This window comes from Pseudomonas sp. EA_15y_Pfl1_P101, assembly GCF_963970835.1.
In the GTDB taxonomy this organism is placed as follows: domain Bacteria; phylum Pseudomonadota; class Gammaproteobacteria; order Pseudomonadales; family Pseudomonadaceae; genus Aquipseudomonas; species Aquipseudomonas tritici.
On the sequence record NZ_CAXAPA010000005.1, the window covers coordinates 18,344 to 30,414 of the forward strand.

At 58.1% G+C, this 12,071-nt stretch carries 13 protein-coding genes; 7 read left to right on the forward strand and 6 right to left on the reverse strand.

Annotated elements, in window-relative coordinates:
- Positions 1–107: 107 nt before the first annotated feature.
- Positions 108–1,406 (reverse strand): mechanosensitive ion channel family protein, encoded by a 1,299-nt coding sequence (locus tag AACY36_RS09200; RefSeq protein ID WP_339416728.1) that lies wholly within the window; start codon positions 1,404–1,406, stop codon positions 108–110.
- A 193-nt stretch (positions 1,407–1,599) separates the two neighbouring features.
- Here AACY36_RS09200 and AACY36_RS09205 point away from each other — a divergent pair, with 193 nt between their 5' ends.
- The gene (locus AACY36_RS09205; protein WP_339427392.1) at positions 1,600–2,946 is read left to right on the forward strand and encodes a DEAD/DEAH box helicase; all 1,347 of its coding nucleotides are present in this window, start codon (positions 1,600–1,602) and stop codon (positions 2,944–2,946) included.
- A 50-nt stretch (positions 2,947–2,996) separates the two neighbouring features.
- Here the strand turns inward: AACY36_RS09205 and AACY36_RS09210 are convergent, their stop codons facing one another.
- The gene (locus tag AACY36_RS09210) at positions 2,997–3,272 is read right to left on the reverse strand and encodes a hypothetical protein (RefSeq protein ID WP_339416725.1); all 276 of its coding nucleotides are present in this window, start codon (positions 3,270–3,272) and stop codon (positions 2,997–2,999) included.
- A 156-nt stretch (positions 3,273–3,428) separates the two neighbouring features.
- On the opposite strand from AACY36_RS09210, the gene AACY36_RS09215 reads away from it, so the two are divergent.
- Positions 3,429–3,818, forward strand: coding sequence for a transcriptional regulator (locus AACY36_RS09215; RefSeq protein WP_339416723.1), 390 nt, complete (start codon positions 3,429–3,431; stop codon positions 3,816–3,818).
- Between the two features lie 95 nt (positions 3,819–3,913).
- On the opposite strand, the gene AACY36_RS09220 is transcribed toward AACY36_RS09215, so the two are convergent.
- The 3 genes from AACY36_RS09220 to AACY36_RS09230 all read right to left on the reverse strand — a co-directional run bounded on the left by AACY36_RS09220 (position 3,914) and on the right by AACY36_RS09230 (position 5,956).
- The gene (locus tag AACY36_RS09220; protein WP_339427393.1) at positions 3,914–4,780 is read right to left on the reverse strand and encodes a DUF6279 family lipoprotein; all 867 of its coding nucleotides are present in this window, start codon (positions 4,778–4,780) and stop codon (positions 3,914–3,916) included.
- Between the two features lie 65 nt (positions 4,781–4,845).
- On the reverse strand, positions 4,846–5,568 hold the full coding sequence (locus AACY36_RS09225) for a TorF family putative porin (RefSeq protein ID WP_339416719.1): 723 nt from the start codon (positions 5,566–5,568) through the stop codon (positions 4,846–4,848).
- A 208-nt stretch (positions 5,569–5,776) separates the two neighbouring features.
- On the reverse strand, positions 5,777–5,956 hold the full coding sequence (locus AACY36_RS09230) for a hypothetical protein (protein WP_003193095.1): 180 nt from the start codon (positions 5,954–5,956) through the stop codon (positions 5,777–5,779).
- A 336-nt stretch (positions 5,957–6,292) separates the two neighbouring features.
- Here AACY36_RS09230 and AACY36_RS09235 point away from each other — a divergent pair, with 336 nt between their 5' ends.
- The 3 genes from AACY36_RS09235 to AACY36_RS09245 all read left to right on the forward strand — a co-directional run bounded on the left by AACY36_RS09235 (position 6,293) and on the right by AACY36_RS09245 (position 9,221).
- Positions 6,293–7,129: a CvfB family protein gene (locus tag AACY36_RS09235; RefSeq protein WP_339416717.1), complete on the forward strand. Its 837-nt coding sequence runs from the start codon at positions 6,293–6,295 to the stop codon at positions 7,127–7,129.
- Between the two features lie 52 nt (positions 7,130–7,181).
- Complete coding sequence (locus AACY36_RS09240) at positions 7,182–7,580, forward strand: DUF2177 family protein (protein ID WP_339416715.1); 399 nt, start codon at positions 7,182–7,184, stop codon at positions 7,578–7,580.
- A 198-nt stretch (positions 7,581–7,778) separates the two neighbouring features.
- Complete coding sequence (locus tag AACY36_RS09245) at positions 7,779–9,221, forward strand: NCS1 family nucleobase:cation symporter-1 (RefSeq protein WP_339416713.1); 1,443 nt, start codon at positions 7,779–7,781, stop codon at positions 9,219–9,221.
- On the opposite strand, the gene AACY36_RS09250 is transcribed toward AACY36_RS09245, so the two are convergent.
- Positions 9,133–10,341, reverse strand: coding sequence for an MFS transporter (locus tag AACY36_RS09250; RefSeq protein WP_339427394.1), 1,209 nt, complete (start codon positions 10,339–10,341; stop codon positions 9,133–9,135). The genes AACY36_RS09245 and AACY36_RS09250 overlap by 89 nt on opposite strands.
- 103 nt (positions 10,342–10,444) lie before the next feature.
- Between AACY36_RS09250 and ptrR the strand changes: the two genes are divergently transcribed.
- On the forward strand, positions 10,445–11,338 hold the full coding sequence (gene ptrR / locus AACY36_RS09255; RefSeq protein WP_339416709.1) for a putrescine utilization regulator PtrR: 894 nt from the start codon (positions 10,445–10,447) through the stop codon (positions 11,336–11,338).
- Between the two features lie 142 nt (positions 11,339–11,480).
- Positions 11,481–11,603, forward strand: coding sequence for a PA1414 family protein (locus AACY36_RS09260; RefSeq protein WP_003193089.1), 123 nt, complete (start codon positions 11,481–11,483; stop codon positions 11,601–11,603).
- The last annotated feature ends 468 nt before the right edge of the window (positions 11,604–12,071 follow it).

Sequence of the window (12,071 nt, forward strand, 5' to 3'; positions counted from 1 at the left end):
TGTGGGAGCGGGCCTGCTCGCGAATGCGGTATGTCAATCAGCACCTCTTTTGTTTTGCTGACTCATCACCTTCGCGAGCAAGCTCGCTCCCACAATAGGCCGCGTCGTTAAATCGATATTTTTTCCGGGGCCGGCAAATGACTGGCCCCGAGCACCGCCGGCAACATCCCTGCGCGCAGATCATTGCCACTCGGCTGCTGATACAAGCTCAAGCCAAACTCCGGCAATACCGCCAGCAGGTAATCAAAGATATCCCCCTGGATCCGCTCGTAATCCGCCCACGCTGTGGTGCGGGTAAAGCAGTAGATTTCTAGCGGCACGCCCTGGGCGGTGGTTTGCATCTGGCGCACCATACAGGTCATGTTCGGCTGGATGTCCGGGTGGCTTTTCAGGTACGCCAGGGCGTAAGCGCGGAAGGTGCCGAGGTTGGTCATTCGGCGCAGGTTTGCCGACAATTGCGCGCTGTTCCCCTGAGCTTCGTTCCAGGCCTTGAGTTCAGCCTGCTTGCGCCCGATGTAGTCGGTGAGCAGGTGCACCTGGGTCATGCGCAGTTCTTCATCGTCACGCAGGAAGCGCACACCGCTGGCGTCGATATACAGGCAGCGCTTGATGCGGCGCCCGCCGGAGGCCTGCATCCCGCGCCAGTTCTTGAACGACTCGGACATCAGGCGCCAGGTGGGAATGGAGACGATGGTCTTGTCGAAGTTCTGCACCTTGACTGTGTGCAAGGTGATGTCCACCACATCGCCGTCGGCGCCGACCTGGGGCATTTCGATCCAGTCACCGACCCGCAACATGTCGTTGCTGGTCAGTTGTACGCTGGCGACGAACGACAGCAAGGTGTCCTTGTAAACCAACAGGATCACCGCCGACATCGCACCCAGGCCTGAGAGCAGCAACAGCGGCGAACGGTCGATCAGGGTGGCGACAATAATGATCGCGCCAAACACGAACAACACCATCTTCGCTAACTGCACATAGCCCTTGATCGAACGGGTGCGTGCGTGTTCGGTGCGTGCGTAGATGTCCAGTAAGGCGTTGAGCAGTGCGCTCATGGCCAGTACCAGGAACAGAATGGTGAGCGACAGGGCCACGTTGCCGATAAACAGAATAGCGGTCTTGCTCAGGTCCGGCACCAGGTACAGGCCGAACTGGATCATCAGCGATGGCGTCATTTGGGCCAGGCGATGAAAGACTTTGTTGTGCCGCAGATCGTTGACCCAGTGCAGGGCCGGTTGCCGGCCGAGCAATTTGACGGCGTGGAGAATGAGATAACGCGCTACACGTCCAAGCAGCAGCGCCACGACCAGCAACACCAGCAGCCCGAGGCTGGCATGGAGCAATGGGTGTTGATCGAGGGTGCCCCAAAGGTCTTGGACGTTGATCCAAAGCTGTTTGATATCCATGGATGAGACCGATTCTTCTGTAAGACAAGACGGAGCGATTAGAGCATTTAAGTGCGACAAAGTTGACGTCATGGACAAATGCCCTGACAAAAAAGCAGATGATTAGTACCGTTCGCGTAAAGAAACTCGGTTTGGACGCCCGAAACCGGTAACCTATGCAGCTGTTTTTTTGTATTTCTTCGAGGTAGCACCCGTGTTTTCCCAATTCGCCCTGCACGAACGCCTGCTCAAAGCCGTGGCCGAGCTTAAATTTGTCGAGCCTACGCCGGTGCAAGCAGCGGCCATCCCGCTCGCGCTCGAAGGGCGTGACCTGCGGGTGACTGCTCAAACCGGGAGTGGCAAGACCGCCGCTTTCGTCCTGCCGATTCTGCATCGTTTGATTGGCCCGGCCAAAGTCCGCGTCAGCATCAAGACCCTGATCCTGCTGCCGACCCGCGAGCTGGCCCAGCAGACCTTGAAGGAAGTGGAGCGCTTCTCGCAGTTCACGTTCATCAAGTCCGGGCTGATCACCGGCGGCGAAGACTTCAAGGTCCAGGCCGCCATGCTGCGCAAGGTGCCGGATATCCTGATCGGCACCCCTGGCCGCATGATCGAGCAACTCAACGCCGGCAACCTTGACCTCAAGGAAGTTGAAGTGCTGGTATTGGACGAAGCCGACCGCATGCTCGACATGGGCTTTGCCGACGACGTGCAGCGCCTGGTAGCCGAGTGCGTCAACCGCCAGCAGACCATGCTGTTCTCCGCCACCACCGGCGGTTCGACCCTGCGTGAAATGGTCGCCAAGATCCTCAACAACCCTGAGCACCTGCAGGTCAACAACGTCAGCGACCTGAACGCGACCACGCGTCAGCAGATCGTCACTGCCGACCACAATGTGCACAAAGAGCAGATTCTCAACTGGCTGCTGGCCAACGAGACTTATCAGAAAGCCATCGTGTTCACCAATACCCGCGCTGCGGCCGACCGCATCTATGGTCGCCTGGTGGCCCAGGAATACAAGGCGTTCGTGCTGCACGGTGACAAAGACCAGAAGGACCGCAAACTCGCCATCGACCGCCTCAAGGCTGGCGGCGTGAAGATTCTGGTTGCCACTGACGTTGCCGCGCGCGGCCTGGACGTGGACGGCCTGGACTTGGTGATCAACTTCGACATGCCGCGCAGCGGCGACGAATACGTGCACCGTATCGGCCGTACCGGGCGTGCCGGCAACGATGGCTTGGCCATTTCGCTGATCTGCCACGGCGACTGGAACCTGATGTCGAGCATCGAGCGCTACCTCAAGCAGTCGTTCGAGCGTCGCACCATCAAGGAAGTCAAAGGCACCTACACCGGGCCGAAGAAGGTCAAGGCGTCGGGCAAGGCGGTTGGCGTGAAGAAGAAAAAGACCGACGCCAAGGGCGACAAGAAGAAAACCGGCGCCAAGTCGCCGACCAAGCGCAAGATCGCCAACCGGCCGAAGACCGACAACCTGTCGATCGTGAGCAAGGATGGCATGGCGCCACTTAAGCGCCGCAAGCCGGAAGCACCGGCTGCTGAGTAAGGCTTGAGTGATGGAAAAAAACCGGACATTTGTCCGGTTTTTTTATGCCTTCAGCTTTTGGCTTTGGCGGCTGCTTCCTTGAGCTCCTTGAACCGGGCATCGATCAACTGGCACTTGTCAGGAAACTCGGCGCTTTCGGTATCCAGATCCATCTTCTGCAGCTCGTCGTTTATCTCCTTGGCCTTGGTCGGGTTCTGTTCGGTCAGTTTGGCCACTTCCTGGGCCAGTTGTTCTCGCTTGGCCGTGGCCTCGTCTGGTGTGCAAGCCCAGGTTGGCAGAGCAGTCAGCAGCGTGGCGGCGATAGCCAGGTTTTTCAGGGTTTTCATGGACAGACCTCCTTGGCGGTTATGTGCTGTTGAGGGCGCGAACGTCTGGAAAGTTCAGAGAAATGGCCCGCCGTCTATTTGGCTGAACGGCGGCTGACGTGACGGGTCACACCTCAAGACGGGCTACTTTTCCTTAAGCCTGCAGGAGGAATCAGGATGACGACTTACAACTGGGATCTGATCGAACGGCTGTTGCATGAAGTGCAGAACGGCGAGGGCAGCTTCGCGCCGCGCAAGTATGCCGAGCAGGAAGCAGCCGAGAAGGCAACGGCGGGCGACTCGACCGGCAACCTGGATGCGCTGAAAAGGACTGCTGCCGATTATGAGGCGCTGCTGTTCAAGCGTGGCTTTATTGAATCGCGCCCTGAGGAAGAGGGCGGTAATGGCGAGAATTTCATCCTGACTGCACTCGGTGCGCAGCTGCTGGCACTGATCGACAGTTCGATCCCGGGCAACGATCACCCGCGTCAGGTGTTGGATGAGCAGGCGGATGCGCTGGATCCGGCGACGTTTGCCGAAGTGGCTTCAAAAGCTCAGATTGCCTGAGCTCCCCTGTGGGAGCTTGCCCGCGGTGACAGCGTGTCAGTCGATATAATCGTTACTGACCCACCGCTATCGCGGGCAAGCCTGCTCCCACATTGTCAATGTGTGGCGGCCTTCAGGCATTTGAGTGCCTTGAATTCGCTGCGCACCCCATCAATCTTCTGCGTCAGCTTCAAGCGTTGTTGCGCACTACTGTCACCCATCAGGTCGACCAACAGACTGCGCGCTGCCGCTTCTGTCTGGGCATAAGCGGCGCGGTATTGCGGGGTCCACAAACTTTCCCGATCCACCAGCAGCTGCTGCATTTTCTGCGGAAAGTCGGCGCTACCGCGGTGTTGCACGGCGTCGATGAATTGAGCCTGCCACTGCGCACGGTTGCCGATCCATCCCGTGTTCTGGTCTCCCAAAGCGAGCGACCAGGCCGTTACGCGACTTTGCTGACGGGTGCTGAGCGGGCCGATCCACGCATCCAGGCGCTTGCTCATACGCTCGGCGCGCTCTTTGATCTGCTGGGCGAGGGGCGGCTTGATGTATTCATCCCGGCGCTTGCGTAGATCCTTGGCCAATGCCTCGTTCATTTCCCTGACCTGCTGATCGTCCAGGCCCTTGAGCAGTTCGATGGCTGATGGCGTGATCTCACGGGCGATCTCGTCAATAGCCTGCTTGGCCTCGACAGTTCTGGACTGTAGTGCGGCTTCGGTGACTTGATTGTTGTCGACCATCTGTTGCAGGCGATCCAGCCAATCCAGATAAACCGGCAGTTGCGTGGTGCAGTGCCAGGCCAGGTGTTCCTTGAGTCTGTCGTTGAACCAGCTCTTTTGCCCGGCGTTCATGTCCAGATAATCGTTGAGGGTCCAGGGGATGATCACGTCCAGGTTGCGGTAGGCCAGGCCCACACGATTGCAGCCGGCGAGCATCAGGCTCACGGTCAGTAATACCACCAGTAATTTGAGCCGACGCAGCATGGGCGGGTCCTTCGCGGAATGGGGTGTCACATGTGAACCCGCGCTGGGCGCGACAGTTCAGCCCATTAATAGAACGTCCGCGCAGCCTTCAACGTCAACAGACCATCGCATTGCGAATTATGTCCGGAATACGCCGAGCAATCCCCGCCGCTCAGGCTGGAGTCGCTGTAGATCAGGTTCAGGTCAACGCCCATCCAGTCCCGCGAGAACTGCACCGACCAGTCACTGAAGGCGCGGATGGAGCCGCCGTCCACCGAGACTGGAGTGCCCAACTGATGAGTGGTGTATTTCATGCTGACCCCAATGCCGAAAGGCTGGGTGCCGCCGAGGTCGGCAAATAGGGTGCTGTCTTGGCGGTCCGGGTCGTTGCTGAAGGAGGCGCCAAAGCGATTGCCCAGCAGGTTCAGGCCGCCGTAGAACTCCTGGCTGTCGAGGGGGCTGAGCTTGGGGTAGCTGTAATGGATCAAGCCCACTTCGTAGCCTAAGGTCTGGTCGAAGGGGTGTTTGAAACCCATGTAGGAATCGACTTCGAGGGTGCTGGCTGAGGACAAGCCCATATTTGGGGAAAACTGGCCGAAGTACAGGCCGCTGTCGTGGCTCAGGTCCAACCCGCCATGGAACGAGTCGCTGCCAGGCGACGTCGGCTTGACCAAGCCCTGCGCCATGCTGCGGCTGGGAGTGGTGCCCAATTTCAAATCGAAATCGCCAAATTCGCGCTGAAAGATTTGCGCTTCGGCGAAGGGGCTGGCCAGCAGGGCTGCGACCAGGAAAATACAGGATTTGAGCATGCTTCACACCATGAAAAGCGAGGAGCAGTGACGAAGGACATCGGGCAGATGCCCGCGCTAGACGCGTGCAAGCATACCGGCGAATGCCGGCAGGTGAGGCCCGTTCGTCGATTCATGCAAATATGTGGATGATTGGAGAGGGTATTTCGAACTCTAGTCCTAGCGCCTTGAGGGCAAGACGCTTAGGGACCAGGCGTGTTGCACAGTATTACTTTTTACCCAAGCTGATCTGCTTGGATGGGCCGAAAGTCTGGCCGCTCACGCCTTTGGCAATTTGCTGGATTTCGCCGCCGGACTTAAGGAACGCAGCGATCTGGCTGTTGATCGATTCGCTGGTTTCAACGGCTGGAGCTGGCTTTGCTTTGCTGTTGGATGCTTTTACACGCATGGCGGCCACTAACCTGTAGAAAATTAACTTGGCCAGGCATCGTACAGGAAATACTTGACAATTGCTTGGTAAATATCTCCCGGGAATAAGTGCTGCGGCCGGAAATGGTAAAGTTTCATTGTTGAAATAAACCCCCTAACTTATTGTTTTAATTCGAAACCATGGGGTGGACGACGGTTGGCGGCTTGGAAAAACCAGCCGGTTGATCGGACGAGCGGGGGCTGTGCGTTGGGTGGTGCTATTGCTAGGCCACGTCAGCCCGCGTTTTTTCAGGCGCCCGCGCGTGGCGGGTCCAACTCGGGTAGAATGCCGCTCACGCAATGAGGGTATTTGGACATGGCTTTAGTCGGGCGCTACAACAGCTTGCAAGTGGTAAAACACACTAACTTCGGTTTGTACCTGGATGGTGCGCAAGACGGTGAAATCCTCTTGCCTAATCGGTATATCCCTAAAGATATTCCCAGCGAAGATGAAGACTGGCTTAACGTTTTCATCTATCTGGACAGCGATGACAAACTCATCGCCACCACTGAAAAACCAAAAGTTCAAGTGGGCGAATTCGCCAGTTTGAAAGTGGTGGAAGTCAACAGTATTGGCGTGTTCCTTGACTGGGGCTTGCCCAAGGATCTGTTGCTGCCGTACTCGGAAGAAAAACGCCAGATGACCGCAGGTGAATACTGCGTGGTGCACGTTTATCTCGACAAACACACCAAGCGCATCACCGCCACTGCACGCCTGGATCGTTACCTGGACAAAACGCCGGCGAACTACCAGGTGGGCCAGGAAGTCGACCTGCTGGTGGCTGAAGCCACTGATATGGGTTTCAAGGCGATCATCAACAACAAGCATTGGGGCCTGATCCACAAGAACGAAGTGTTCAAGTTCCTGCGCCCGGGCAAGGAAGAAAAGGGCTTTATCAAAGAGATCCGCGCTGACGGCAATATCAGCCTGAGCCTGCAACCGGTCGGCCAGGAAGCAGCCTCCAGCCTGAACGCGAAGATCCTCGCCAAGTTGCGTGAAAACAACGGCACCTTGCCGGTCAGCGACAAAAGCGACCCGACGGTCATCAGTAACGTGTTCGGCGTGAGCAAGGGCAACTTCAAGAAAGCCATTGGTGCGCTGTATAAGCAGGGCCAGATCGTGATTCACGCGGATCGCATTGAACTAAGCTGATCGCACTTTGCTCTTCTGTAGGCGCCGTCCGGTGCCTACAGAGGTTTCATCAATGACCAAGAAAACGCTCTTCGCCTACCTCGGCACTCTGCTCGCGTTCCTGATCCTGGACGGCCTCTGGCTTGGCGTCCTCATGGGACCCACCTACAAATCCCTGCTGGGTCCACTGATGCTGGATCAGCCCCGCCTGTTGCCCGCGACATTCTTCTATCTCCTTTATGTACTGGGTTGCGTAGTGTTCGTGGTCTTGCCCAGCACCCGTTGGCAACGCGCCGCCCGCCTTGGAGCCTTGCTTGGGCTGGTTGCCTACGGCACCTATGACCTGAGCAACTGGGCCACGCTGCAAGGTTGGTCCGCGCAGTTGGCAATCATGGACATGGCCTGGGGCACCTTTCTGACTGCGGCGTGCTGTACGGTGGGCTACTTGTGTGCACATCGAGTGCACCGTTGATTGTGTACAGGATTGATGTGCACCGTAGCTGAGCGTAGTCCCTGCTTCTAGACCTGTATCAATCGCTTTGGAACACCGTATCAAAGGGATTGCGCTCAATTGGCACGCATTCTGCTGACTGTCTCGTATACAAACCATACCGCCTCCCGTATGCACCCCGTGACGGAAGCGCAGGCCGGTATTTCGAGGAGCCCAGCGATGACCGAACAATTGCCCAAAGGCTACAGCCCGCGCCTGTATAACAAGGACTTGGGCCCACTGCCGCAAAAGTGGACCTGGTACAACATATTCGCCTTCTGGATGAGCGACGTGCACAGCGTTGGCGGCTATGTGTTCGCCGCCAGCCTATTCGCCCTGGGGCTGGCCAGTTGGCAGGTGTTGATCGCCTTGCTCGCCGGTATTTGCATTGTGCAGTTGATCGCCAACCTGGTGGCTAAGCCGAGCCAGCAGGCCGCTGTGCCTTACCCCGTGATTTGTCGGCTGGCGTTCGGCGTGTTCGGTGCGAATATCCCTGCTGTGATTCGTGGCTTTATCGCCGTGGCCTGGTACGGGATCCAGACGTATTTGGCATCAAGTGCGTTGATCATTGTGGTGCTGCGCTTCTTCCCACAGATGGCGGTGTATGCCGAACCGCATTTTGCAGGCCTGTCCTACCTTGGCTGGTTTGGTTTCCTGAGTCTGTGGCTGCTGCAGGCGGCCGTGTTCTGGGCTGGTATGGAGTCTATTCGCCGCTTTATCGATTGGGCGGGGCCGGTGGTGTATGCGGTGATGTTTGCCCTGGCCGGCTGGATCGTGTGGAAGGCGGGTTGGTCGAATATCAGCTTCACGCTGTCAGAGAAATCCCTGTCGGGTTGGCAGGCGTTTGGCCAGGTGATCGTGGCCACCGCGCTGGTGGTGTCGTACTTCTCCGGGCCAACCCTGAATTTCGGTGACTTCAGCCGCTACTGCCGCAGCATGCAGGACGTACGACGCGGCAACTTCTGGGGGCTGCCGGTGAATTTCCTGGCGTTTTCCCTGGTCACCGTGGTGATCGTCTCGGGCACCTTGCCGGTGTTCGGCGAAATGCTGCATGACCCGATTGCCACGGTTTCGCGCATCGATAACAGCATGGCGGTGTTGCTCGGTGCCTTTGCCTTTGTCACCGCGACCATTGGCATCAATATTGTCGCCAACTTCGTTTCCCCGGCGTTTGACTTCGCCAACGTCGCGCCGAGCAAAATCAGTTGGCGTGCGGGAGGGATGATCGCCGCGGTGGCGTCGATCTTTATCACGCCGTGGAACCTGTTCAATAACCCGCTGATGATCCACTACACCCTGGATATCCTCGCCGCCTTTATCGGACCACTGTTCGGGATTCTGATGGTAGATTTCTACCTGATCAAAAAACAGAAGATCGACGTGGATGCACTGTTTGATGACAGCCCCAGCGGGCGCTACTACTTCGACGGTGGCGTGAACTGGACGGCGGTCAAGGCGCTGGTGCCGGCGACGCTGGTGGGTGTCGCGATCACCTTTACTCCGGCGTTGCAGGTTATGGCCAACTTCGCTTGGTTTACCGGCTGCTTCCTGGGTGGGCTGTTTTTCCTGGTGTTGGCTCGGCGTGAGCAGATTCGTGTGCCTGGGCCGCTGGTTGTCGGCTGAGCAGTACCGAGCCCGCTATTAAAAGGCCCGCGCCGGCAATCGCCAGCGCGGGTTGCAACCCGCCGCTGAGGTGGCTGCTGACCGATGCCAGCAAAGGGCCGCTCAGTTGGCCGATGGCAAAGCTGGCGGTCAGCAGCCCGGTACTGCGCTGGTAGCCGTGGGGCGCGACGTCCCGCAGGCGAGCCATCACCAACTGCATGCAGGCCAGGAACGGCCCGCCACACAGCAGCACGCCCAGCGCCAAACCCCAGCCGTTGCCGAACAAACAGGCGAACACACCGGCCGCTTGCAGCCACAGCGTGGTCATCAGCCAGCGGCGCGTGGTGTGCGGGTCCTTGCGGCGCAGGCTCGCCACTCCCACGCCAATCGCTGCGGCCAGGCCAAAGCACGGCCAGAACAGATCGGCCTGCCATGCGCCTTTGAACTGAGCGCTGGCCATCTGCGACAGGAAGGTTGCCGGAATGATGTAGCCAAGGCCGAACAGCACGTAGATCCAGCACAAATGCGCGATGCTGCCGTTGCTGCCTACCTCGGTGCCGCTGGCAACCGCTGGGCCATCGGCATAAGGCCTGGGCAGGAAAGGCAGGATTGCCAACAACATCACCAGCGCCACCACGCCATACACCAGCCACAACGTTGCCGAGTTTTGCTCCAGCAGGTTGGAGCCCAGGGCCAGTAACCCGGTCAACAGTATCCCCAACCCTGGTCCGGCGAATACCAAGGCGCCCAGGCGTGGACGCCCGGCTGAAATCGCCAATGGTTGGCTGAGGCTGGTGATCATCACCAGTGCCCATGCACTCGCGACACCGGTACCAAAGCGCAGCAATAAGTGCGGCCAGAACCCATAAGCCCAATACGACGCCAGCGTCAGCAACACACACAACCATAAGCCGCCATACAAGCGCCCGCGCACCTGGTGGTGCCTGCGCGCAAAGATCGAATCCACCGCGCCGACGAAGTAGCCCAGGTAGTTGGCGGCAGCGATCAGGCCTGCGCCGGTCAGGCCGATCTGCCCCTCACTGAGCAGGTGCGGCATTTGTGGGGTGAGGGCGAAGCGGCCAATGCCCATCGCCATCATCAGGGCGACAAAGCTGGCAAGTAAGCGAATCAAGGGAGACATGGTCAAATTTCCTGCGGGTAAGCGAATACCCACAGGCTAAAGCTGATTGACTTTCTGTAAAATTGAATAATAGTGAGCAACTTGTTCAGTTTTGGAGAAAGGTATGGAGTTCAGTCAATTGCGCATTTTCCAGGCCGTGGCCGAAGAGGGCTCCATCACCCGCGCCGCCGAGCGTCTGCATCGGGTGCCGTCGAACCTGTCGACCCGGCTCAAGCAGATGGAGGAACAGCTCGGCGTCGAGCTGTTCGTGCGTGAACGCCAACGCTTGCAGCTTTCTCCGGCAGGCAAGGTGTTGCTCGACTACAGCACCCGTCTGCTGGCGTTGCACGACGAAGCCCATGGCGCCGTGCAAGGCGGGCAACCGGCTGGAGATTTTGTGTTGGGCAGCATGTACAGCACGGCAGCGGTTCACTTGCCCAAGCTGCTGGCGCGCTATCACAAGGCTTATCCGATGGTGAACCTGCAAGTGCAATCGGCGCCCAGCGGTGAGTTGCTCGAAGGCTTGATCACCGGTCGTCTGGATGCTGCATTCGTGGACGGCTCCATCACCATCGCGTCCCTGGACGGCGTCGCCCTGTGCGAGGAACGATTGGTGCTGATATGCGAGGCCGATCACCCGCCGGTGCGCGGGCCGCAGGATGTGGCCGGGCGTTCAGTGTTCACCTTCCGCCGCAGTTGCGCTTATCGCACTCGCCTGGAAACCTGGTTTTCCCACGAGCGTGTGGCCATGGGGCGGGCAATCGAGATTGAATCCTATCAAGGCATGCTCGCCTGCGTGATTGCCGGCTCCGGCGTGGCGTTGATGTCCGAGTCCATGCTCGAGAGCCTTCCAGGCAAGGAAAATGTGTCCGTTCATCCGCTGATGGGGCCTTTTGCCACTGCGACCACCTGGCTGATGTGGCGAAAGGGTATGCTCGGCGCTAACCTCAATGCATGGATCGACGTTCAGCAAGAGGGCAGGGCAGAGGTCCTGCGAGACGCACGTGCAATTGCTTGAACGATCCGTCAGGATTTGAATCAATTCAGTAATAGTTCGTTGTGGTTTCGTTCATGCATTACGTAGGACTTAGGGCTACTATCAATGTAGGAAAAGGCGACAGAACTTGCGCCTACCAGCATTACCCTCAAGGGGGGCAACCATGAAAGAGAAAATTCAAAACTGGCTCCATGATCTGGGTGTTGCACTGGGCTTGATCGAGCCTCCGCTACAACCGGTGCCTATTCGCACAGATGATGAGCAGCGCCGCCCGCGCCGCAGGTAAGTCCTGAAGCGCTCATGCGATCGATTCGTTGATCGTGCGGGCGCTGTGCAATGGGGTGTTTTTCAGGGCGTGCTCGGTTCCCTGTCATTCGGGCGCAGCCGCAGTTTGTTCCCTACCGCTTTACTGGATTATCTGACGAGACCAGGGTTGTCGTCGGACCCTTCTTCCTATCCTGTCATCCGTGTCTTTTTCCGGTTCGTCCTTCTCTATTTTCGTCTTCACAAGGACGCAAGGGTAGTGGGATGTCGAGCATTGATGGCGAAGGTATGGTGATTTCCGACAGGGTTGAGCGTCGTCGGTTTCTATCGATTGAGCAGGCAGATTTGCGTAGCGTGCGTGCCTTGGTGATTCACCAGACGGATGCCCCAAATTGAACAACGCATGGATTGGTATGGGCCTCTTTAGTCCAGGAAATCATCCAGCAAACTCACACTTGAGCGTTGAGGGATAAAAAACGGGTGCGACATC